Origin of the sequence: Arthrobacter pascens (genome assembly GCF_017052465.1) — a bacterium.
GTDB classification, from domain to species: Bacteria; Actinomycetota; Actinomycetes; order Actinomycetales; family Micrococcaceae; genus Arthrobacter; species Arthrobacter pascens.
Genome location: NZ_JAFHKT010000145.1, coordinates 108,487 through 131,070, shown reverse-complemented (window position 1 = coordinate 131,070; position 22,584 = coordinate 108,487). Strand labels below are relative to the sequence as shown.

Annotated in this window: 18 protein-coding genes; 14 read left to right on the top strand and 4 right to left on the bottom strand. The window is 66.3% G+C overall.

Annotated features, from left to right (window positions below; all coding sequences use genetic code 11):
- Window positions 1-169: 169 nt before the first annotated feature.
- From thrS to pdxS, 4 genes are all read left to right on the top strand, one after another.
- The gene (thrS, locus tag JYA52_RS14995) at window positions 170-2,134 is read left to right on the top strand and encodes a threonine--tRNA ligase (RefSeq protein ID WP_240460405.1); all 1,965 of its coding nucleotides are present in this window, start codon (window positions 170-172) and stop codon (window positions 2,132-2,134) included.
- Between the two features lie 18 nt (window positions 2,135-2,152).
- Window positions 2,153-2,740: an HIT family protein gene (locus tag JYA52_RS14990; RefSeq protein ID WP_205653964.1), complete on the top strand. Its 588-nt coding sequence runs from the start codon at window positions 2,153-2,155 to the stop codon at window positions 2,738-2,740.
- Entirely contained in the window at window positions 2,730-3,350 is a 621-nt protein-coding gene (gene pgsA, locus JYA52_RS14985; protein WP_205653963.1) for a phosphatidylinositol phosphate synthase, read from the top strand. The genes JYA52_RS14990 and pgsA overlap by 11 nt, the downstream gene beginning before the upstream one ends.
- A 151-nt stretch (window positions 3,351-3,501) precedes the next feature.
- Window positions 3,502-4,428 (top strand): pyridoxal 5'-phosphate synthase lyase subunit PdxS, encoded by a 927-nt coding sequence (pdxS, locus tag JYA52_RS14980; protein ID WP_205653962.1) that lies wholly within the window; start codon window positions 3,502-3,504, stop codon window positions 4,426-4,428.
- Window positions 4,429-4,633: 205 nt separating this feature from the next.
- Here pdxS and JYA52_RS14975 read toward each other — a convergent pair whose 3' ends face one another.
- A complete protein-coding gene (locus JYA52_RS14975; protein ID WP_205653961.1) occupies window positions 4,634-6,646 on the bottom strand; it encodes a M3 family metallopeptidase in 2,013 nt (670 codons plus the stop codon).
- A gap of 83 nt (window positions 6,647-6,729) precedes the next feature.
- Here JYA52_RS14975 and JYA52_RS14970 point away from each other — a divergent pair, with 83 nt between their 5' ends.
- Window positions 6,730-8,085, top strand: coding sequence for a CapA family protein (locus JYA52_RS14970; RefSeq protein WP_240460368.1), 1,356 nt, complete (start codon window positions 6,730-6,732; stop codon window positions 8,083-8,085).
- Window positions 8,086-8,094: 9 nt separating this feature from the next.
- Here JYA52_RS14970 and JYA52_RS14965 read toward each other — a convergent pair whose 3' ends face one another.
- Window positions 8,095-8,835: a type 1 glutamine amidotransferase gene (locus JYA52_RS14965; protein ID WP_205653960.1), complete on the bottom strand. Its 741-nt coding sequence runs from the start codon at window positions 8,833-8,835 to the stop codon at window positions 8,095-8,097.
- Window positions 8,832-10,124, bottom strand: coding sequence for a Mur ligase family protein (locus JYA52_RS14960; protein ID WP_205653959.1), 1,293 nt, complete (start codon window positions 10,122-10,124; stop codon window positions 8,832-8,834). The genes JYA52_RS14965 and JYA52_RS14960 overlap by 4 nt, the downstream gene beginning before the upstream one ends.
- A gap of 91 nt (window positions 10,125-10,215) precedes the next feature.
- On the opposite strand from JYA52_RS14960, the gene pdxT reads away from it, so the two are divergent.
- The 9 genes from pdxT to JYA52_RS14915 all read left to right on the top strand — a co-directional run bounded on the left by pdxT (window position 10,216) and on the right by JYA52_RS14915 (window position 20,157).
- Window positions 10,216-10,938, top strand: a complete 723-nt coding sequence (pdxT, locus tag JYA52_RS14955) for a pyridoxal 5'-phosphate synthase glutaminase subunit PdxT (protein ID WP_205653958.1) — start codon at window positions 10,216-10,218, stop codon at window positions 10,936-10,938.
- A 3-nt stretch (window positions 10,939-10,941) separates the two neighbouring features.
- The gene (locus JYA52_RS14950) at window positions 10,942-11,697 is read left to right on the top strand and encodes a YebC/PmpR family DNA-binding transcriptional regulator (protein WP_205653957.1); all 756 of its coding nucleotides are present in this window, start codon (window positions 10,942-10,944) and stop codon (window positions 11,695-11,697) included.
- Between the two features lie 34 nt (window positions 11,698-11,731).
- The gene (gene ruvC / locus JYA52_RS14945; RefSeq protein ID WP_205653956.1) at window positions 11,732-12,310 is read left to right on the top strand and encodes a crossover junction endodeoxyribonuclease RuvC; all 579 of its coding nucleotides are present in this window, start codon (window positions 11,732-11,734) and stop codon (window positions 12,308-12,310) included.
- 81 nt (window positions 12,311-12,391) lie between these two features.
- The gene (ruvA, locus tag JYA52_RS14940) at window positions 12,392-13,036 is read left to right on the top strand and encodes a Holliday junction branch migration protein RuvA (RefSeq protein WP_205653955.1); all 645 of its coding nucleotides are present in this window, start codon (window positions 12,392-12,394) and stop codon (window positions 13,034-13,036) included.
- Window positions 13,029-14,117 (top strand): Holliday junction branch migration DNA helicase RuvB, encoded by a 1,089-nt coding sequence (gene ruvB, locus JYA52_RS14935; RefSeq protein WP_205653954.1) that lies wholly within the window; start codon window positions 13,029-13,031, stop codon window positions 14,115-14,117. The genes ruvA and ruvB overlap by 8 nt, the downstream gene beginning before the upstream one ends.
- A gap of 232 nt (window positions 14,118-14,349) precedes the next feature.
- Complete coding sequence (gene yajC / locus JYA52_RS14930) at window positions 14,350-14,733, top strand: preprotein translocase subunit YajC (protein ID WP_205654099.1); 384 nt, start codon at window positions 14,350-14,352, stop codon at window positions 14,731-14,733.
- A 108-nt stretch (window positions 14,734-14,841) separates the two neighbouring features.
- Window positions 14,842-16,599, top strand: coding sequence for a protein translocase subunit SecD (secD, locus tag JYA52_RS14925; protein ID WP_205653953.1), 1,758 nt, complete (start codon window positions 14,842-14,844; stop codon window positions 16,597-16,599).
- On the top strand, window positions 16,599-17,615 hold the full coding sequence (secF, locus tag JYA52_RS14920) for a protein translocase subunit SecF (protein ID WP_205653952.1): 1,017 nt from the start codon (window positions 16,599-16,601) through the stop codon (window positions 17,613-17,615). Before secD ends, secF begins: the two co-directional genes overlap by 1 nt.
- A gap of 148 nt (window positions 17,616-17,763) precedes the next feature.
- Window positions 17,764-20,157, top strand: a complete 2,394-nt coding sequence (locus JYA52_RS14915) for a RelA/SpoT family protein (RefSeq protein WP_205653951.1) — start codon at window positions 17,764-17,766, stop codon at window positions 20,155-20,157.
- Between the two features lie 729 nt (window positions 20,158-20,886).
- Here the strand turns inward: JYA52_RS14915 and JYA52_RS14905 are convergent.
- Entirely contained in the window at window positions 20,887-22,521 is a 1,635-nt protein-coding gene (locus JYA52_RS14905) for a DUF349 domain-containing protein (protein WP_205653950.1), read from the bottom strand.
- Window positions 22,522-22,584: the final 63 nt, after the last annotated feature.

The following is a 22,584-nucleotide window of genomic DNA, read 5'->3' as shown; positions in this document are numbered from 1 at the left end:
CGATCCGGCCCTGCCTGCGGGCCGCTTTGGCTGGCCTCAGTCGTAACCGATACGATTGACGAGGCTGGCTGTGGTCCCCGTACGCCACAAGCTACGAAGCCTTAACTTTGAATAGGAGACACCCGTGTCAGATGCCCAGCAGATCACCCTCATCGTCGAAGGCGAAGAGATGAAGGTGACTACCGGGACCACCGGCGCGGAACTCTTCTTTGAGCGCCGCGACGTCGTTGTGGCCCGCGTTGACGGCGAGCTGAAGGACCTTGACCAGCCGCTTCCCGAAGGTGCCGAGATCGAAGGCGTCACCATCGACTCCCCGGACGGTCTCAACGTGCTCCGCCACTCCACCGCCCACGTGATGGCCCAGGCTGTGCAGCAGCTGCGCCCCGACGCCAAGCTGGGCATCGGCCCGTACATCACCGACGGCTTCTACTTCGACTTCGACGTCGCGGAACCCTTCACCCCCGAAGACCTCCGGCAGCTGGAAAAGATGATGCTTAAGATCGTCAACCAGAACCAGAAGTTCGTGCGGCGCGTCGTGTCCGAGGACGAAGCACGCGAGGCGATGAAGAACGAGCCCTACAAGCTGGAATTGCTGGGCAAGAAGAACGACGCCGCTGAAGCCGGGGAAGGCGTCAACGTCGAGGTGGGCGCCGGCGACATCACCATCTACGACAACGTTGACCGCAAGAGCGGCGACAGCGTCTGGTGCGATCTGTGCCGCGGCCCGCACCTGCCCAACACCAAGCTGATCTCCAACGCCTTCGCCCTGACCCGTTCCTCGGCCGCCTACTGGCTGGGCAACCAGAACAACCAGCAGCTGCAGCGCATCTACGGCACCGCCTGGCCCACCAAGGACGCACTGAAGGCCTACCAGGAGCGCATCGCCGAGGCCGAGCGGCGCGACCACCGCAAGCTCGGAGCCGAGCTGGACCTCTTCTCCTTCCCGGATGAGCTGGGCTCGGGCCTGCCGGTGTTCCACCCCAAAGGCGGCATCATCCGCAAGGCCATGGAGGACTACTCGCGCCAGCGGCACGTGGACGCCGGCTACGAGTTCGTCTACACCCCGCACATCACCAAGGGGCACCTCTACGAAGTCTCCGGCCACCTGGACTGGTACAAGGAAGGCATGTTCCCGGCGATGCACATCGACGCGGAACTGAACGACGACGGCACCGTGCGCAAACCCGGCCAGGACTACTACCTCAAGCCGATGAACTGCCCCATGCACAACCTCATCTTCCGTTCCCGCGGCCGCTCCTACCGCGAGCTGCCGCTGCGCCTGTTCGAATTCGGTTCCGTCTACCGGTATGAGAAGTCCGGCGTGGTGCACGGCCTGACCCGGGTCCGCGGCATGACCCAGGATGACGCCCACATCTACTGCACCCGCGAGCAGATGAAGGACGAGCTGACCGGCACGCTGAACTTCGTCCTGGGCCTCCTCAAGGACTACGGCCTGGACGATTTCTACCTGGAGCTGTCCACCAAGAACGAGGACAAGTTCGTGGGCGAGGACAGCGCCTGGGAGGAAGCCACCCGCACCCTGGCCGAGGTCGCCGAGGCGTCCGGGCTGGAACTGATCCCGGATCCCGGGGGAGCCGCGTTCTACGGCCCGAAGATCTCCGTCCAGGCCAAGGACGCGCTGGGCCGCACCTGGCAGATGTCCACCATCCAGCTCGACTTCAACCTTCCGGAACGCTTCGAACTCGAGTTCCAGGCGGCGGACGGCACCCGCCAGCGCCCGGTGATGATTCACCGCGCCCTGTTCGGCTCCGTGGAGCGGTTCATGGGCGTGCTCACCGAGCACTACGCCGGAGCCTTCCCCGCGTGGCTGGCCCCCGTCCAGGTGGTCGGCATCCCCGTGGCGGAAACCTTCAACGACTACATGTTCGACGTCGTCGACCAGCTCAAGGCGGCCGGTATCCGCGCGGAGGTGGACATCTCCTCGGACCGGTTCCCGAAGAAGATCCGCACGGCCAGCAAGGACAAGATCCCGTTCGTGCTGATCGCCGGCGGCGAGGACGCCGAAGCAGGCGCGGTGTCCTTCCGTTTCCGCGATGGCAGCCAGGACAACGGTGTGCCGGTGGCAGAGGCGGTCCAGCGGATCGTGGACGCCGTCCGCAACCGGACCAGCTAGCCACGACGAGAGGCACACGTGCAGGAGAATACAGGCGCAGGCTATCCGGGCGACGCCGAGGTGACGGACGACTTTGGCCTCGCCGGCGTTCCGGACGCTTTCCAGCGCCTGTGGACTCCGCACCGCATGGCGTACATCAAGGGCGGGCAGCACCAGTACAAGAACCAGGACGACTGCCCCTTCTGCGTCGCTCCGGCCCGTACCGATGAGGAATCCCTGATCGTGTACCGCGGCCGCACCAGCTACGTGGTGCTGAACCTGTTTCCCTACAACCCCGGCCACCTGCTCGTGTGCCCGTACCGGCACGTCCCTGACTACACGGACCTGACCGTCGAAGAGACCGCCGAATTCGCCGACCTTACGCAGACCGCCATGCGCGTTCTGCGGAAGGTGGCAAACCCGGGCGGATTCAACCTGGGCATGAACCAGGGCGTGGTGGGCGGGGCCGGGATTGCCGGACACCTGCATCAGCACATCGTTCCGCGGTGGGGCGGGGACGGGAACTTCTTCCCCATCATCGCCCAGACCAAGGCGATCACGCAGACCCTCGATGAGGTGCGCCAGCAGGTTGCCGAGGCATGGCCCGGGGAGACGCATGCTGAATAGGCATGCCCGCGGTTTCTTCACCGCGCTGTTCTCTCCGCTCGCCCGCTGGCTGCTCAAGGTCGGTGTCTCGCCGGACGCCATCACCATCGTCGGCACCGTGGGCGTGGTGATCGGCGCCCTGGTGTTCTACCCGCTGGGGCAGCTCTGGTGGGGAACCATCTTCATCACGGCCTTCATCTTCTCCGACGTCATTGACGGCATCATGGCGCGGATGCAGGACCGCGGCGGCGCCTGGGGCAACTTCCTGGACTCCACCCTGGACCGGGTGGCCGACGGCGCATTGTTCGCAGGCCTCGCCATCTGGTTTTTCACCGGCGGCGCGGACACAGCGATAGCCATTGCCGCCGTCGTCTGCCTTGTCCTGGGCATGGTGGTGTCCTATGTCAGGGCCAAGGCGGAGTCCCTGGGGTTCCAGGCGAATGTGGGGATCGCCGAACGCGCCGAGCGCCTTGTCTCTGTGCTCGTCGTCACCGGCTTCACCGGGCTGGGGCTGCCCAGCATCGTGCTGTTCGTGACCCTGGTGCTGCTTGCGATTGCAAGCCTCATCACGGTGGTACAGCGCGTGCTGACGGTCCGCCGCCAGGCCTCCCAGGACACCCCGCAGTCCTGATTAAGCCCCGCCGCCGCCGTGGGACTAGTATTGGGATTACCTGGTCAATGGATCCGGGAATCCGGTGTGTGCGAAGTACGGCATTTACATGCCGTCTGCACCGGGACGAGAGACCGGATCCAGCAACATCTATCTACCCATAGGGGTTTTTGTGTCTACACCTGATGTAAGCAGCGAAGCCGGCTCGTCCGCCAACAGCGTCACGGGCAGCAACCGCGTCAAGCGCGGCATGGCAGAGATGCTCAAAGGCGGCGTCATCATGGACGTCGTCAACGTCGAACAGGCCCGCATCGCCGAAGATGCCGGTGCCGTTGCCGTGATGGCCCTTGAGCGCGTCCCGGCCGACATCCGCGCCCAGGGCGGCGTGTCCCGCATGTCCGATCCGGACATGATCGACAAGATCATCGACGCCGTCTCGGTGCCGGTCATGGCCAAGGCCCGGATCGGCCACTTCGTCGAGGCGCAGGTCCTGCAGTCCCTCGGCGTGGACTACATCGATGAGTCCGAGGTCCTGACCCCGGCCGACTACACCAACCACATCGACAAGTGGAACTTCACCGTTCCCTTCGTCTGTGGTGCCACGAACCTCGGTGAGGCACTGCGCCGCATCAACGAGGGCGCGGCGATGATCCGCTCCAAGGGCGAGGCCGGCACCGGAGACGTCTCCAACGCCACCACGCACATGCGCCAGATCCGCGCCGAAATCCTCAAGCTCGCCGCCCTGCCCGAGGACGAGCTGTACGTCGCGGCCAAGGAGCTGCAGGCACCGTACGAACTGGTCAAGGAAGTTGCCGCCACCGGCAAGCTCCCGGTGGTGCTGTTCACCGCCGGCGGCATCGCCACCCCGGCCGACGCCGCCATGATGATGCAGCTCGGCGCCGACGGCGTGTTCGTCGGCTCGGGCATCTTCAAGTCCGGCAACCCGGCGCAGCGCGCCGCCGCCGTCGTGAAGGCCACCACCTTCTTCGACGACCCGGACGTGATTGCCAAGGCCTCCCGCGGCCTGGGCGAAGCCATGGTGGGCATCAACGTCGACGAGATCCCGCAGCCGCACCGCCTCGCGGAACGCGGCTGGTAGTTCTCTGCCGTACGGCAGGTCCTGATCCTCTGCTTGCTATTCCCCACGTCCCGCTATAGCCGCTGCGCGGCGAGCGGGAACGCAGGGCCCCTTTTACGCAAGCTGCCGGACCAGTACCTGCCTCCGAGCAACAAACCGCGACGGCGGCGAGTCACCTTTGCTGGGTGACTCGCCGCCGTCGTTCCTTTTGCAAGGGGGTGGTGCGTTACTCGAGGCCGCGGCGCTTCAGGAGGGGCTCCAGTTGGGCGTCGCGTCCCCGGAGGGTGCGGAACGACTCCAGGGGGTCCCGGCTGTTGCCCCGGGAGAGGAGCTCTGCGCGGAAGCGGTCGCCGTTGTTCCGGTTGAGTCCGCCGTGCTCGACGAACCAGTCCACGGTCTCCGCGTCAAGGACCTCACTCCAGATGTAGGAGTAGTAGCCGGCCGCGTAGTAGTCGCCGGCGAAGATGTGCTGGAAGTAGCCGGTGCGGTACCGCGGCGGGATGAGCGTGTGCGCAACCCCCGCGGCGGCCAGGGCCTTGGCCTCGAATTCCAGGGCGTCCTGCGGAACACTCCCCGCGTCGAGCACGTGCCAGGCCAGGTCAAGCAGCGCGGCGCCGAGGTATTCGGTGGTGGCAAACCCCTCGCCCCACAGCCGTGACTCGTTCAGCCGGTCCACAACGTCCTGGGGGAGCGGCTCGCCCGTGGCGTGGTGGCGGGCATAGTTTGCCAGGACCTCCGGCCACATGATCCACATTTCGTTGACCTGCGAGGGGTATTCCACGAAGTCGCGGGGCACGCCGGTGCCCGAGAACCGCGGATAGGTGACTTCGGAGAAAAGCCCGTGCAGGGCGTGCCCGAACTCGTGGAAGAGGGTTCGGACCTCATCCAGGGTCAGCAGGGTTGGCTCTCCCGCGGGCGGTTTGGAGATGTTGAGGTTGTTGATCACCACGGGCCTGGCACCCAGCAGGTCCGACTGGTCAACCAGGGAATCCATCCAGGCTCCGCCGCGTTTTGTTTCCCGCGTGTAGTAGTCGCCCAGGAACAGTCCCAGCCCGGAGCCGTCCGCATTGCGCACTTCCCAGACACGGACGTCGGCGTGGTAGCCGGCGAGGTCCGGCCGCTCGTGGAACGTGATGCCGTACAGCGACGTGGCCGCGAAGAACACCCCGTCCACCAGGACCCGGTCCAGCTCGAAGTAGGGCCGGATGGCCTGCTCGTCCACCGCATAGCGGTCGCGGCGCACCTTCGCCGAGTAATACGCCCAGTCCCAGGCCTCAAGCTGGTGGCCGGCACTCTCGGCCAGGGCAGTGGCCTCGGTGTCGGCATTACGGACAGCCGCCGGGGCGAGCCGGTTGAGCATGGACCGGACCGCCTCGAAGTCCGGGGCGGTCTGCCGGTCCACCACGAGTTCGGCGAAGTTGCTGAAGCCCAACAGGGTGGCTTTCTCGGCGCGCAACCGGACCATGGACTTCACGAGGTCCTGCACGTCAAGGCTCCCGCCGCTGCTGCCCCTGGCGATCGATGCCTCGTAGAGGCGGCGGCGGACGTCGCGGTTCTCCAGCGCCGCCAGGGCGGGCTGGTTGCTGGGCTGGATGAGGGTCAGCAGGAACTTGCCCTCGTGGCCAGCCACACGGGCGGCTTCCGCGGCGCTGGCGATGTCGTCAGCCGGCAGACCCGCCAGGTCCGCGGCATCGTCCAGCAGCAGGGCGGCGCTCTTCATGGCCTCCTTGACGCGCTGTCCGAACTCCGTGCCAAGGCGCGACAACTCCGCATTCAGCCCCTTGAGCTTTTCCTGCCCTTCATCATCCAGCTGGATCCCGGACTGCCGGAATTCCTTCAGGTATTCCTCGACAAGCCGGACGGACTCGGCATCAAGGCCTGCGGTGTCGATGGCGGCGAAGCGCTCGTACAGGCCGCGGTTAAGGTAGACGGCATCCTGATGGGCGGCGAAGCGCGGCGCGAGTTCGGTTTCGAGGTCCTGGATCGCGTCCGAGGCGTCCGCCGACACCACCGTGAAGAATGCCGCGGCGGCGCGCTGCAGCAAGCGGCCGGAGCGTTCCATGGCCAGCGCGGTGTTCTCGAAGGTAGCCGGATCGGGGTTGCCCACAATGTCCTGGATCTCGGCCAGGTGTTCCGCCAAACCGGCATCCACCGCCTCGGCGTAATGGGTGTCCTCGATGGCCGCGAAGGGAGGCAGTCCGAACGGCAATTCGCTCGGGCTCAGCAGGGGATTGGTCATGAAGCAACCCTTTCATGCAGGCGCGGAGTTCACAATGACGCCTGGCGCGTTTTTGGAGAGCGGGCCACCGTAGGATTGCGGACATGGGGAACTCACACACCACCGTGATCAGCCGCACCGCCCGGGCCACTGCGGCGGCGGCACTCATTGCCGCACTGGCATCGTGCGGCGTTATCGCAGGTCAGGGCGACAGCCAGGGCAGATCCGACGGCGGCCCGGGGCAGGGGACTGCCAGCGCCTCGCCTGCTGCGCCGGCCGGTTCGCCGGGAACGTCGGCCAGCGCGCCTGCGGTTCCCCCGGCTGCGGAACAATCAGGCGCGGCGACTCCCACGCAGGCGCCGGCTCCCAACGAGACCACTGCTCCCAGCCAGACGCCGACCCCCGGCGCCGGACCCGAATGCCAGGCGGTCCGCTGCGCCTCCGTAGTGGTCACCGGCGACATGCTGGTCCACACGCAGTTGTGGGAACAGGCGCGCCTGGACGCCTTGGCGGCGGGCTCCAAGGGGCTGGACTTCGGCCCGCTGCTGGAGGGCCAGCGGCGCTACATCGAGCAGAGCGACCTCGCCATTTGCCACCAGGAGACTCCGGTGGCCGCCCCGGCGGGCCCGTTCTCGGCGTACCCCTCGTTCAACGTGCCGCCGCAGATCATCGCCGCCGCCAAGGGCGTGGGCTACCAGGCGTGCACCACGGCGAGCAACCACACGATCGACCAAGGTACCGCCGGCCTGGTCCGGACCCTGGATGCGCTGGACGCTTCGGGGCTGCAGCACACCGGCTCCTACCGGACCGAGGCCGACTCGAACGGCATCCTCATCCTGCCGACGGCAGCCGCCGACATCGCCGTCATCCAGGCCACGTACGGCCTGAACGGCCAGATTCCAGAACAGGACTGGCAGGTGGACATGCTCGACGCCCCGGCGATGATTGCCAAGGCGAAGAAGGCGCGGCAACTCGGCGCGGACATTGTGCTGGGAGTCATGCACGCCGGAGATGAATACGCGAGTGTCCCGAATGCCCAACAGCAGGAAATGGCCCACGCCCTGGTGGACAGCGGTCAGTTCACCATGATCTATGGGCACCACACGCACTCGGTGCTGCCGATCGAGAAGTACAAGGGAACATGGATCGTCTACGGACTGGGCAATGGCGTGACGGAGCTGTCGCCCACGTATGCGGTCAATAACGAAGGGCTGCTGGTGCGCGCCCAGTTCAGCCAGGACGCTGCCGGCAAGTGGACGGCCGCCGACCTTGGCTGGGCGCCGTCCGTCATCGTCAACGCGCCTTACCGCTGGTGTTCTGTTGCTTCTGACGCGCCGCAGGGCGTCTGCGCGAGCCCGGCCGCCGACGCCGAGACCCGGCAGCGGACCAAGGCCGTGGTGGAATCGATGGGTGCCGTGAGGGCGGGCGCCCATGAACTCCTGATCAGCAAGGAGAAGTAGCGGGCCTCTCTAGCGCGGCCGGCGGGCCGCGTGATCCCTGGCCAGAACAGCGAAGTGGTCGTCCGGTTCGCCTGGCGTGAAGGAACCATATTTGCGTTCGACGGCGTTCCGGATCAGGAAGTCTGCGATGGCCGGGTTCTTGGGGAGCAGGGAGCCGTGCAGGTAGCTCGCCACGATGTTGCGGTAGCGGGCGCCCTCATGGCCGTCCTTGCTGTTGTTGCCGGTCCCTTTTTCGACAGTGCCCAAGGGCTTCACGCCCGGGCCGAGGGTCGTCTGGCCGCTATGGTTTTCGTAGCCAAGGACCTCGCCGAACTCGGGAGTGGTCACTTTCACGTTGCCGATCAGGCGTTCGTCCGTTCCGTGGGTTTCCACATCCAGGATCCCGATACCCGGAATGACCGTGCCCGAGCGCGTCTTGAAGAAATGTCCGAACAACTGGTACAGGCCGCAGATCACCAGCATCGGCGCGTCGTCCTCCGCAAGGCCCCTAAGGGTGTCCGCCCGCATCTGCAGGTCGTCCTGGATCACCAGCTGGCCGCTGTCCTGCCCGCCGCCGGCAACGATCAGGTCCACTTCGTCGGGAAAGTCATCGCCCGGGTTGTATTCGAGGAGTTCCGGGGCGTAGCCGTGCCACTTGAGCCGCTGCTGCAGCACCAGCGCGTTGCCCCAGTCGCCGTAGATGTTCATGTCGCGCGGATAGAGCTGCAGGACCCGGATGGTCCCCTTGCTGCCTGACGTCCCGGGGGTCATGAGACCACCTCCACTGTGGTGATTTTGGACAGCTCGCGGCGGATGGCGAGCATGGCTGTGTAGGTGCAGAAGACGCGCTTCGGTTTGTCCTTGGCGCCGGCGATGAAGGTGGCCAGCGCAGGGGCGATCTCCGTGTTGACAGCGCGGACGGCCACATCGTCGTACTGCAGACGCAGCGCCATGTCATAGGCGCGGGAGCCGCTGACCTGGTCCACGCCGTCTTTCCGCAGTGAGTCGAAGTCGACGTCCCACAGCCAGGACATGTCCCGGCCGTCAGCGTAGTTGTCGTTGATCGCGATCATGGTGGCGTACCCGCCCGAAGGGAAAGACTTCAGGCCCAGCCGGAATCCGCTGGGGTTCTTGACCAGCACCAGGTCCAGAGGCAGCCCGTCCACCACCAGGCTCTCGCCGCGGCCGAAAGCAGGGGCCACCTTGGACAGCGCGTTGAGCAGCGCCGTGTGGTCCGCGGTGGCAGCGCCGCTGCCGCAGATGCTGCGGGCCAGCACCAGGGCCGCGGCGGCGTTGAAGATGTTGTAGACGCCGCGGAGTTTCATCGAGGTGGTGACTGTGGCGCCGTCGTACTCGAAGTCGGCGTCGTCTGCACCGACCCGGCGAAGCACGACGTCGGCAGTCTGCCTTTGGGGGACCGTCGCCGGGGCGGGGCTTCCGGGGCCGGCGCGCAGCTCGTCGTCGCTGGGAAACGTGCCCAGCAGGGAATCGTCGAGGCCGAAGTAGCGCACGTCCGGTCCGTGGAGGGTCTCGGCAATTCGTGCGACCCGCGGATCCTCGCGGTTTAAGACCACCGTTCCGGTGGTCTTGTCGGCGATCTGCTGCAGGAGCTGCGCCGTCTTGTCGATTTCCCCGAAGCGGTCCAGCTGGTCGCGCAGCACGTTCAGCAGGAGGCTGTAGCGCGGCGGGACCCGGTTGACGAAGTGCACAGCGTGGGCTTCATCAAGTTCAAGTACCGCAATGTCAGCGTCGAGGCGTCCCCGCCAGTCGACCTCGCCCAGAAGGGCAGCCGCCACGCCGCGGGTGAAGTTGCTTCCCGTGCGGTTGGTGAAGACCTTCAGGCCCTGGCTTTCAAGGAGCTCCACCACCATCTTCGTGGTGGTGGTTTTGCCGTTGGTTCCGCTGACCACCGCGACCCCATGGGGGAGCGTGGACAGTGTCCGCTGCATGAAGCCGGGATCGATTTTCTCGACCACCAGACCTGGAAAAGCGGAGCCTCCGCCCCTGAGCCGGGTTACCCGGCGAACGAGCTTGCCGAGCGGAATGCTGAAGGAAAACATGCTCTGTAATATATCCCAGTTGAGGCATGGAACGTTCGGCCCTTGTCCCGGAGGGGGCGGGGTGCAGCCTCCGGGACACTATGATTATTGGATGACCAATCCCCTTTCCGCCGCGGATCCGCGCGTTCGTGCAGGTATCGGTTCAGGACTGCGCATCGGCGTCCTGGCACTTCAGGGCGACTTTCGCGAGCATCTCCGCGCCGTCGAGGCGTCCGGCGCCACCGGCATCGGGGTCCGCCGCCCGGCGGAACTTGACGGCCTGGACGGGCTCATAATTCCCGGAGGAGAATCCACCGCCATCGACAAGTTGGCCCGGGCCTTCGAGCTCGCGGACCCGCTGCGCAAGCACATCGCCGAAGGCCTCCCGGTCTACGGCTCCTGCGCCGGTATGATCCTCCTCGCGCACGACATCGCGGACCCCGCCACGGATCTCGCCGGCAACCCGCAGCAGACCTTCGGCGGCCTGGACATCACCGTGCGGCGCAATGCCTTCGGGCGCCAGCGGGAGTCGTTCGAGACCGATCTCGACTTCCGGGGCCTGGACTTCAGCGCCACCGAAAACGGCGTGGCGCCGGTGCACGCCGTTTTCATCCGCGGCCCGTGGGTGGAGCGGGTGGGACCGGGGGTCGAGGTCCTGGCCCAGGTGGAGCCGGCGGACCCGGCCCACGCCTCCCACGCAGCCGATCTGCAGGGGACAGCTAGAATTGTTGCAGTGCGTTCCGGCCAACTGCTGGCCACCTCCTTCCACCCGGAAGTGACGGGCGAGAAGCGCGTACATGAACTTTTTATCCGCATGATCAGAGGAGAAGCGTAAAGCATGTCAGGCCACTCCAAATGGGCAACGACCAAGCACAAGAAGGCCATCCTCGATAGCCGCCGGGCCAAGTCGTTCGCCAAGCTGATCAAGAACATCGAAGTTGCTGCCCGGATGGGCGGACCCGACCTGGCCGGCAACCCCAGCCTGGAACTCGCCGTCACCAAGGCGAAGAAGACCTCGGTCCCGGCCGACAACATCGACCGTGCCATCAAGCGCGGCGCCGGCCTCACCGGCGAAGTCGTGGACTACACGGAGATCATGTACGAATGCCGCGGCCCGCAGGGCTCCGCGCTGCTGATCGAATGCCTCACCGACAACAAGAACCGCGCAGCCTCGGAGGTGCGCCTCGCCATTTCCCGCAACGGCGGCACCATCGCCGATCCCGGGTCCGTCAGCTACCTGTTCTCCCGCAAGGGCGTTGTTACGCTGCCCAAGAACGGGCTCAGTGAGGACGACGTCCTCATGGCGGTGCTTGACGCCGGCGCCGAGGAAGTCAAGGACAACGGCGACACCTTCGAAATCCACTCCGACCCGAAGGACCTCCAGGCCATCCGCGACGCCCTCAAAGAGGCCGGGATCGAATACGACACCGACGAGGCCGAGTTCGTGCCGTCCATGGAGGTTCCCCTCGACCTGGATGCCGCCAAGAAGTTCATGAAGCTCGTTGACGCGCTGGAAGACCTTGACGACGTCCAGAACGTCTACAGCAATGCCGACCTCAGCGACGAAGTGCAGGCCGCACTGGAAGCCGAGTGATCCCGCACTCCTGCACTGACTTTGAGGCCCGGCCTTGACCCTCCGCGTATTGGGAGTCGACCCGGGCCTCACCCGTTGCGGCATCGGCGTGGTGGACGTGGAAAAGAACCGCCGCGCCACCATGGTGGCCGTGGGCGTGGTGGGGACCTCTGCCGGGGAGAGCCTGGACCAGCGTCTGCTGGTCATTGCCCTCGCCATCGACGAGTGGCTCGACCGGTATGAGCCGCACGTCCTGGCGGTGGAGCGGGTCTTCTCCCAGCTCAACGTCAGCACCGTGATGGGTGTTGCCCAAGCCTCCGGCGTCGTCATCGCCGCAGCCGCCCGGCGGGGAATCCCGGTGGCGCTCCACACGCCGTCGGAAGTCAAGGCTGCGGTGACGGGCAGCGGAAACTCCAATAAGGACGCCGTCACGAAGCTGGTGACCAAGATCCTGCGGCTGGACGCCCCGCCGCGGCCGGCGGATGCCGCCGATGCCCTCGCCCTCGCCATAACCCACGCGTGGCGGGCCGGCAGCGGAGCCGCGGTTGCCACCACCGGCCCGGGCAGCAGTTCGCTGACTCCGGCCCAGCGCGCATGGGCCGAAGCGGAAGCAAAGGCGCGGCGTGCGCGCTGATTGTCCGCGGCCCTTGCTAGGGTATTCGTAGATATGTTCGGATAGTCGGTCATTTGCCGGCGGTAGTTCAGGAGCCCGGCCTTGATTAGTTTTCTCCGCGGAACCGTAGCGCACGTCGGCCTTTCCACCGCCGTGATCGACCTCAACGGTGCCGGCATGAGCGTGAACGCCACCCCGCAGACCCTCAGCCGGCTCCGCGCCGGCGAGGAAGGCAAACTCTTCACGTCCCTGATCGTCAGGGAGGATTCGCTGACGCTCTTCGGGTTCGCCAGCGACGACGAGCGCGAGGTCTTCGATGTCCTGCTCAGCGTCAGCGGCGTGGGGCCGCGGCTTGCCCTGGCGGTGCTGGCAGTCCATGATCCCGAGGCCATCCGCGTCGCCGCGCACACCGGTGACAGCAAAACCTTCACGAAAGTCCCCGGGATCGGCCCCAAAGTCGCCGGCCGGATCGTGCTGGAGCTCGCCGGCAAGCTGGTTCCCCACGGCACTGCCCCGAGTGCCGCCCCCGCCCCGTCCGGGGAAGCGGTCTGGAAGCCGCAGGTGGTGGCCGCCATGACCAGCCTCGGCTGGTCCGAGAAGGATGCCAGCGGCAGCATCGACAAAGCCCTGGCCGACGCCCCCGACCTTGCGGACCACGGCAATGTCGCCGAGATCCTGCGCACCACGCTGCGGTGGCTTGGCCAGGACGGCGCCCGTGCCGGCAACAGGGTAGGCAGCCGTGGCTGAGCCGTCCCTCGTCGCCGGAGGCGAAGAACCCGAGGAAAGGGCGATCGAGGCAGCCCTGCGGCCCAAGAACCTGCACGATTTCGTGGGCCAGCACCGCGTCCGCAAACAGCTGTCCCTCGTGCTGCAGGCATCCCGGATGCGCGGCCGCAGCGCCGATCACGTGCTCTTTTCCGGCCCGCCGGGCCTCGGCAAAACCACACTGGCCATGATTGTCGCAGCGGAAATGAACGCACCGCTGCGGATCAGCAGCGGTCCGGCCATCCAGCATGCGGGCGACCTCGCCGCCATCCTTTCCTCGCTGTCCGAGGGCGAGGTCCTTTTCCTGGACGAAATCCACCGGATGTCCCGCCCCGCCGAGGAAATGCTCTACATGGCGATGGAGGACTTCCGGGTGGACATCGTGGTGGGCAAGGGCGCCGGAGCCACGGCCATCCCGCTGGAACTGCCCGCATTCACCTTGGTCGGCGCCACCACCCGGGCCGGGCTGCTGCCGGGACCGCTGCGTGACCGGTTCGGCTTCACCGGCCACCTGGAGTTCTACTCGGTGGAGGAACTGGAGCTGGTCCTGCGCCGGTCCGCGGGCCTCCTTGACCTGAAGGTGAACTCCGCGGGGTTCAGCGAAATCGCCGGACGGTCCCGCGGCACTCCGCGAATCGCCAACCGCCTTCTGCGGCGGGTGAGGGACTGGGCCCTGGTGCACGGTATCGAGCAGATCGACGCCCGGTCCGCCTCGGCCGCGCTGGACATGTACGAGGTGGACAAGCGAGGCCTGGACCGGTTGGACCGCTCCGTGCTCGAGGCGCTGATCACCAAGTTCGGCGGAGGGCCGGTCGGCCTCTCCACCCTGGCAATCGCCGTTGGCGAGGAACCCGAAACGGTCGAGACCGTTGCCGAGCCCTTCCTGGTCCGTGAGGGACTCCTTGGCCGGACGCCCCGGGGGCGGATAGCCATGGCGCCGGCATGGACCCACTTGGGTTACGCGGTGCCCGACGGCGTCTTCGGGCAGGACACCCTGGACCTGTTCGCGCCGGACGCGGAAGATGAACAAACCGCTGCCGGCTGGATCTCCAACGCCCAATAACAGCGGCCTTCCAGCTTTTCCCTCTAGACTGGAATGACGCTCGGCACATCCGTGTTCGTTTCCGTGGCCGGCCCTCCGGGGCGCGGCCGACCGGGGCTGGTCTCTTGCCCGGGAATGCGGCGCGAAACGGACGCTGCTGTCAACCAGCTACGCAAGTACAGAATGGAACTTCCCCGTGTTCGGAAATATTACTGCCCAGGCCCAGCCGCAGGCCGGTGGCGGCATCGACATCATGACCATCCTGCTGTTCGTCATGCTCGGCATCTTCATCTTCATGATGTTCCGCCGCAACAAGAAAACGCAGCAGCAGCAGGCCGCCATTCAGTCGCAGTTCGCTCCCGGCGTTGAGGTCATGACGAGCTTCGGCCTCTTCGGCCGCATCGTCTCGATCGATGAGCAGGAGAACAAGGTTGTGCTGGAACTGTCTCCCGGCCACCTGGCCACCGTCCACCGCCAGGCCGTCACCAAGATCGTGGAGCCCGCGGCGGACACCACGCCCGTGCCGGATGACGCCTCGTCCCTGACCGCCGACGCCGACGGCAGCCTGCCGACCACGGCCGAAACCCAGGACGACGCCGCGAAGCGCAGCAACGACGAAGGCAAGAAGGACATCTAGTCCGCTGGCGCATTAGCGCCGCACATCATCTCTTCGGCCGCGGCCCGCCGCCGGGACGGGCGCCCAGCCCGCACCGGCGGCTCCTCCGTAACTATAGAAAGATCGACAATGGCACGAACTGGCCACAAGAAATCAGCCATCAGGGTGTTGGTCTGGCTTGGCGTAATCCTGGCTGTCATGACAGCCGTCCTCGCGGGCGGCACCATGGCCGGACAAGCAAGCTGGACTCCAAAGCTGGCCCTTGACCTTGAGGGCGGCACCCAGATGATCCTGGCGCCCAAGGTAGAGGGCGGCTCGGACATCAACGAAGAGCAGCTCAACCAGGCCGTCGCGATCATCCGCCAGCGCGTCGACGGTTCGGGTGTCGCCGAGGCTGAAATCAGCACCCAGTCCGGCCGCAACGTGGTGGTGAGCCTTCCGGGCACGCCGTCCTCCGAGACCCGGGCACTGATCCAGGCCTCGGCCGACATGAACTTCCGTCCGGTCCTCCTGAACGGGCCCGGAACGCCGGTTCCCGCGGCTGAGCGCACCCCGGAGGCGCAGCTGCCCAAGCCCACCGCCAAGCCAACGAACGGCAGTGATTCGAACTGGATCACCGCGGACATCATGAAGCAGTTCGAGGCACTGGACTGTGCCCATCCCGCACAGGACAAGCAGGAGCGCTCGGATCCAGCCAAGCCGCTGGTCACCTGCGAGCCGGCCACCGAAGAGACCCCCGCGATCAAGTACATCCTGGGCCCGGTTGAGGTCAAGGGCGTCGAGATCCAGGGCTCCACCTTCCAGCTCCAGCAGGGCGCCCAGGGCGCTGTCACCAACGAGTGGGCCGTGAACATCCAGTTCAACGCCGAGGGCACCGCGAAGTTCAAGACGGTCACCGAGCGGCTTAACCAGTTCTACGTCGCGGCCGGCGGAGAGACCGGTACGGATCCCAAGTCGCAGTTCGCCATTGTTCTCGATGACCAGGTCATTTCCGCTCCGCGGTCCCAGGCCGTGATTACCGACGGCCGTCCGCAGATCACCGGCGGCTTCACGGAGCAGTCCGCGAAAGCCCTGTCCGACCAGCTGCGCTTCGGCGCGCTGCCGATCAGCTTCGACATCCAGAGTGAGCAGCAGATCTCCGCGACGCTGGGTGGGGAACAGCTCCGGATGGGGCTGCTCGCCGGCCTGATCGGGCTGCTGCTCGTGGTGGTGTACTCCCTGTTCCAGTACCGTGCCCTGGGATTCGTCACCATCGCCTCGCTGGTCGTGGCCGGTGCCCTGACCTACCTGGCGATTGCCGTCCTCGGCTGGACGGAAAACTACCGCCTGTCCCTGGCCGGCGTCGCCGGTATCATCGTCGCCATCGGCCAGACCGCCGACTCGTTCATCGTCTACTTCGAACGCATCCGTGACGAGCTCCGTGAGGGCCGCGGACTGGTTTCGGCGGTCGAGAACGGCTGGAAGCGGGCCAAGCGCACCGTGCTGGCCTCCAAGGCGGTCAACCTCCTCGCGGCACTCGTGCTGTACTTCGTGGCCGTCGGCAACGTGCGCGGCTTCGCCTTCACCCTCGGCCTGACAGCCATCGCCGACCTGATCGTCGTCTTCATGTTCACGCACCCGACCCTCCAGCTGCTGGCCCGCACCCGGTTCTTCGGTGAAGGCCACCGGTTCTCCGGCCTCGACCCCGAGCGCCTGGGCGCCGTGCCGCTCTACAGGGGCGCCGGCAGGATCCGGACGCCGGAGGAGAAACCCGCCGTCGTGCGCGCCAAGAACACGGGAGCGTCCGCCGAGGCGGAGCGCCGGATGACGATTGCAGAACGACGCCTCGCGGAAAAGCAGCAGCAGCTTGCGGGATCCTCCAAGGGCGCCAACAAGGAGGGCAAGTAATGGCTAGAAGCTTTGCGACATTCGGTAACGAGCTCTACACGGGAAAGCGCTCCTACGACTTTGTCGACAGGAAGAAACTGTGGTTCCTGATCGCTCTTGCCGCGGTTGCCCTCTCCATCCTCATCCCGGTGGCCAAGGGCGGGTTCAACCTGGGCATCGAGTTCCGTGGAGGCTCGGAATTCACCGTTTCCAACGTCAAGAGCACGGACGCGGCCCTCGGTGAAAAGGCCGTGGAGGACGTCGTCCCGGGCAGTGTTCCCCGCGTTGCCAACGTCGCCGGGACCACGATGCGCATCCAGACGGACAAGCTCTCGGATGACGAGACCCTGAAAATCAAGGAAGGCCTGACCACCGCCTACGGCGTCACCGACAACGAGGTGACCTCGACGTTCGTGGGCCCCACCTGGGGTGCCGACGTCACCAAGCAGGCGCTCATCGGCCTGGTGGTCTTCGTGGGGCTGGCGACGGTGCTCATGGCGCTGTACTTCAGGACCTGGAAGATGTCGCTCTCGGCGATCGCGGGCATGGCGGTGACGATGTTCATCACCGCCGGCGTCTATGCCCTCAGCGACTTTGAAGTGACACCGTCGGCGATCATCGGCTTCCTGACGGTGCTCAGCTACTCGCTGTACGACACCGTGGTGGTGTTCGACAAAATCCGCGAAAACACGGCCGAAATCGATCTGTCCACCCGGCGGACGTTCGGTGAGGAAGTCAACCTGGCCGTCAACCAGACCCTGGTCCGTTCCATCAACACCATGATGGTCGCCATTCTCCCGGTGGCCGCGATCCTGTTCATCGGTGCCGGCCTGCTGGGTGCGGGAACCCTGCGGGACCTTTCCCTGGCGCTGTTCGTCGGAATCCTCATCGGCACGGCGGCCACGATTTTCATCGCTGCCCCGATGTACGCGTGGCTGCGACAGAACGAGCCCGAACTGGTCAAGCAGGCAAAGCGCGTGGAACACCGCCGGGCAGATGCCGGCGCCAAGGCTTCCGCCGAACCGGCCAAGGCCTAGCAGCCCCATCTGAAGGCCGGACACCGTCGTCGCGACGGTGTCCGGCCTTTTGCGTCGGAGTCCTGCCCTTCGGCGTCGTTCCGGTTATCGGGCATGCCCGTGCCGGGAATAGACTGGGATAATTAAACGGGTCGTGAGGGGTGCTTCATTGGAAGAACGTTCGACGTCGGCGCCAGAGGCTGCCGGTGATGACAGTCCGGGCCAGGGCCCGCAGACTGGTCTCGTGGCTGCCGGGCGCCCCGGCCCGGGTGTGCCGGTGGACAACTCCGGCGTGCGTCCGACTTTTCCGGGCCGGCGTGAACGTACCCGGTCCCGGCTCGCGAGGCTGACCGGCCGAAGCACCGCAACGTATTCGCCCATCCTGGAGCCCCTGCTCCGGACCGTCCGCGCGAACAATCCCAAAGAGGACTTCGACCTCATCCAGCGCGCCTTCGTGGTCGCCGAGCAGAGCCACCGCGGACAGAAGCGCAAGAGCGGCGATCCGTACATCACGCATCCGGTGGCGGTGGCCACGATCCTCGCCGAACTCGGGCTGAGCGGGACCACGCTGGCCGCTGCGCTGCTGCACGACACCGTCGAGGACACCCCCTACACCCTCGCCGACCTGAAGGCCGACTTCGGCCCGGAAGTGGCCATGCTGGTCGACGGCGTGACCAAACTGGACAAGGTCAGCTTCGGCGAGGCCGCACAGTCCGAAACGGTCCGCAAGATGGTCGTGGCGATGGCCAAGGACATCCGTGTGCTGATGATCAAGCTGGCCGACCGGCTGCACAACGCGCGGACATGGCGTTTCGTTTCCGCCGAGTCATCCGCCCGCAAGGCACGCGAAACGCTGGAGATTTTTGCTCCGCTCGCACACCGCCTGGGCATGAACACCATCAAGTGGGAACTTGAGGACCTTTCCTTCGCCGCCCTGTATCCCAAGGTCTATGAGGAAATAGTCCGCATGGTGGGTGACCGGACGCCGGAGCGCGAAAAGAGCCTGAGCGTCATCCGGAACCAGATCGCCGAAGACCTTCGCGTGGCCAAAATCAAGGCCACCATAACCGGCCGGCCGAAGCATTACTACTCGATCTACCAGAAGATGATCGTTCGGGACAAGGACTTCGACGACATCAACGACCTCATGGGCGTGCGCGTGCTGGTGGACTCGGTCCGCGACTGTTACGCCGCGCTCGGCACCCTGCATTCGCGCTGGAACCCCCTTCCCGGGCGGTTCAAGGACTACATCGCGATGCCCAAGTTCAACATGTACCAGTCACTGCACACCACCGTGATCGGACCGGGCGGCAAGCCCGTGGAGATCCAGATCCGCACGCACGAGATGCACCGGCGCGCCGAGTACGGCGTTGCCGCCCACTGGAAGTACAAGGACCAGCCCAACCGCACGGCCACCGGGCCAGGCAGTCCCCGCGACGGGGACATGGGCTGGCTGCGGTCACTCGTGGACTGGCAGCAGGAAACCTCCGACCCGGGCGAATTCCTCGACTCGCTGCGTTTTGAGATCAACGCCAGGGAAGTCTTCGTGTTTACGCCCAAGGGCGAAGTCATGGCGCTCCCGGCCGGCTCCACGCCTGTGGACTTTGCGTACGCGGTGCACACCGAGGTGGGCCACCGCACCATCGGCGCCCGCGTCAACGGAAAGCTGGTGCCGCTCAACAGCGAGCTCAACCACGGCGACTGGGTGGAGATCTTCACGTCGAAGGCGGAAGGGGCCGGCCCGAGCCAGGACTGGCAGCACTTCGTCAAGAGCGCCCGGGCACGGAACAAGATCCGCCAGTGGTTCAGCAAGGAGCGCCGCGAGGAAGCCATTGACCGCGGCAAGGAGCTGCTGACCCGCGCCATGCGGAAGCAGAACCTGCCGCTGCAGCGCCTCATGACCCACGATGCCCTGGCCGCAGTGGCCGAGGAATTCAAGTACGTCGACATCTCGGGCCTGTACGCCGGAGTGGGGGACGGGCACACGTCGGCGCAGTCCGTCATGGAAAAACTCGTCGACATGCTCGGCGGGAACGAGACGCCGGACGACGACCTCACCGAGGTCAGCATCCCCACGCAGGTCAGCAAGGCGCGTTTCTCCGACTCCGGTGTGGTGGTCCGCGGAGTAGGGGACGTCTGGGTCAAGCTGGCCCGCTGTTGCACCCCCGTGCCGCCAGACCCCATTCTGGGGTTCGTCACGCGGGGTTCAGGCGTGTCCGTGCACCGCACGGACTGCACGAACATCTCGGACCTGAAGGACCAGCCGGACAGGATCGTGGATGTTGACTGGGCGCCGACGCAGTCCAGCGTGTTCCTCGTGGAGATCCAAGTGGAGGCCCTGGACAGGAAGTCGCTGCTCTCGGACGTCACGCGGGTGCTCTCCGAGAACCATGTGAACATCCTCGCCGCGAGTGTGCACACGTCAACCGACCGCGTGGCCGTGTCCAAGTTTGCCTTTGAGATGGGCGATCCCAAGTACCTGAGCCACGTGCTCAGCGCTGTCCGGCGGATCGACGGCGTCTTCGATGTCTACCGGACCACGGGAAACCGCCGGCGAAGCTAGGGCCAGTTTCTCCAGGGCCGCCTTCTTGTGGGGCAGCCTGGGTGTGGCCTCTACGGCCAGCACGAGCAGCCGCACGCGGACATCAAGTTCGGGTCTTCCGAGCAGCTGGCGCAGGGCGGGGACCGCCCGCTCGGCGTCCACGTGCAGGGCGATGTCCAGTGCGGTGCGCAGTGGGCTCGAAACCATCAGGCCCCCCAGGCTGACGACGTCAAAGGGACCGAGCCGTACCTCATGGAGTGTGCAGCCGCGGGTTGCGCGCAGGCTGGAAATGCGGCGCTTGGCATCCACCAGGAGGGCCATCCGGTCCGGCTCACGGGCGCACCCGTAGATCCAGGCCGCCGTCATCCGTCCCGCCACCACCCGCTGCCGGATGGCGGGCGGCACCGCGTATGCAGCAGCGCGCGCCCGCAGCTGCGGCGAAGCCTCCACGCCCGGCACGGTGTAGCCGTGCTGGTGGAGCTGCGTCAGCACGCCGTCGGCCGCCATGGCCTGCAGCTCAGGCGACGAAAACAGCTGTCCAGGCGCGTAGAGGTCCAGAAGCTGGCCGGGTGATCCTGGCGCTGACGGCGGTGACGCTGGTGCAGACGGCGGGGACGGTACTATCGGCGGGGATGGCCTGCCGGGCGTGCGGGACGCTTCCATCCAGCCATCGTGCCCGAAAAGGCCGGAACGCGTACAGGCCCCGCCCCGGTCATGTGGATAACCGGTGCGGGGCCTGCAGGATCCTGACTAGGAGAGCTCGCTGGCGGATCGCTGGATCTGGTCCAGCCACGCCTGGCGGGCGTCAAGTGCCTCGCGGGCAGCCTTGATCTTGCGCTGGTCGCCGGCTTTCTCGGCCTTCGCCAGATCGTCCTTGAGCCCGGCGATGGCCGACTCGAGCTGGCTCAGGGCGCTGTTGGTGCGGGCCTTGGTCTCAGGGTTGGAACGCTGCCAGTTCTCCTCCTCGGCCTGCCGGACGGCGTCCTCAATCCTGCGCAGTCCTGCCTCGATGCGTCCCATGTCGGCGCGCGGCACCTTTCCGGCATCCTCCCAGCGGTCGCGGACGGACTGCAGGGCCTTCTTGGCGGCACCGAGGTCCTTGACCGGAAGGATGGTGTTGGCCTCCTCGAGGAGGGCTTCCTTCACCTTGAGGTTGGCGGCGTACTCCTGGTCGATCTCGTCGTTCGCGGCCTGGCGGTTGGTGAAGAAGACGTCCTGGGCGGCACGGAACCGTGCCCAAAGCGCGTCGTCATCTTTGCGGCTGGCGCGCGGGGAGGCCTTCCACTCGTCCATCAGGCGGCGGTATTCACCTGCGGCGAATCCCCAGTCGGTCGAGGAGGACAGGGCCTCAGCCTCGGCGATCAGCTTTTCCTTGGCGGCCTTTGCCGCCGAGTTGTTGCTGTCCAGCTGGGAGAAGTAGGCGCGGCGGTGCCGGTCAAACACCGTGCGGGCGGCGCGGAACCGCTTCCAGAGTGCGTCCTCGTTGCTGCGGCCGAGGCGGACGCCGCTCTTCTGTGCGGTCTTCCAGCTCTCGAACAGTTCGTTCATCCTGGCGCTGGAGGTCTTCCACTGGATATGCGCCGGATCCGTTCCCGAGATGCCTTCGGCTTCGGCGACGATGGCCTCACGCGCGGCCAGTTCGGCTGCGCGGACGGCGTCGTGCTGTGCCTTCTCTGCCTTTTCAAGCTCGGTGATCTGCGTGGCCAGCGTGTCCAGGCGGCCTTCAGCCGAACGGATGTCGCCCACCATGTTGCGTTCTGCCAGCTGCTCACGCAGGTGCGTGACAGTCTTCTGCATGTCGGTGGTGGGGGCCTTGGACGCAACACGCTGCTCGAGCAGCACGATCTGGGCCACGATGTCGTCGTACTTCCGGGCGAAGTAAGCCAGCGCCTCGTCATCGCTGACGTCCGGGTACTGGCCTACCGGGTGTTCCTCGCCGTCGATGGTGAGGAAGACGTGACCGTCCCCTTCAACACGGCCCCAGCGGGCTGCCTCCGCGAGCGACGTGGCCGACGGTGCGGGTGCCGGCGCCACGGTGGCTGCGGGGCCGGCCTTCGGGCGCGCGGCAAATGCTGCGGGCGACGGTGCCGGACGGGGTGACGGTGCCGGGCGGGGTGAGGGGGCCGGCGCGGCGGGTTCCTCTCCAGCGCCCTGCGCAGGCGTTTCCTCCTGGGGAGCTGCGTCCTCCGCGGGCGCATCCTGCGCCGGCGCTTCCTCCTGCGCCTGTGCGTCCTCCGCCGGCGCTTCCTCCTGGGGAGCTGCGTCCGGCTGCGTTTCTTCTGCCTGGGTACCTTCGGCAGCTGCCGCCTCGGGGCCGGCCGGAGGAGCCGGAGCCTCAATCAGGTCTGCTGCTGCTGTTTCGTCGGATTTCTGACTGTCTGTCACCGCTAAAAGTCTTTCGCTTGGAGGAAAATACTCTCGTAATACACCCGGGGCCGCCTGGGAACC

Excerpts from the sequence above, each read along its gene's own strand:
- thrS (WP_240460405.1), top strand. The coding sequence starts at position 170 with ATGAAGGTGACTACCGGGACCACCGGCGCGGAACTCTTCTTTGAGCGC.
- pgsA (WP_205653963.1), top strand. The coding sequence starts at position 2,730 with ATGCTGAATAGGCATGCCCGCGGTTTCTTCACCGCGCTGTTCTCTCCG.
- JYA52_RS14975 (WP_205653961.1), bottom strand. The coding sequence starts at position 6,646 with ATGACCAATCCCCTGCTGAGCCCGAGCGAATTGCCGTTCGGACTGCCT.
- JYA52_RS14970 (WP_240460368.1), top strand. The coding sequence starts at position 6,730 with ATGGGGAACTCACACACCACCGTGATCAGCCGCACCGCCCGGGCCACT.
- JYA52_RS14965 (WP_205653960.1), bottom strand. The coding sequence starts at position 8,835 with ATGACCCCCGGGACGTCAGGCAGCAAGGGGACCATCCGGGTCCTGCAG.
- JYA52_RS14960 (WP_205653959.1), bottom strand. The coding sequence starts at position 10,124 with ATGTTTTCCTTCAGCATTCCGCTCGGCAAGCTCGTTCGCCGGGTAACC.
- pdxT (WP_205653958.1), top strand. The coding sequence starts at position 10,216 with ATGACCAATCCCCTTTCCGCCGCGGATCCGCGCGTTCGTGCAGGTATC.
- JYA52_RS14950 (WP_205653957.1), top strand. The coding sequence starts at position 10,942 with ATGTCAGGCCACTCCAAATGGGCAACGACCAAGCACAAGAAGGCCATC.
- yajC (WP_205654099.1), top strand. The coding sequence starts at position 14,350 with ATGACCATCCTGCTGTTCGTCATGCTCGGCATCTTCATCTTCATGATG.
- secD (WP_205653953.1), top strand. The coding sequence starts at position 14,842 with ATGGCACGAACTGGCCACAAGAAATCAGCCATCAGGGTGTTGGTCTGG.
- secF (WP_205653952.1), top strand. The coding sequence starts at position 16,599 with ATGGCTAGAAGCTTTGCGACATTCGGTAACGAGCTCTACACGGGAAAG.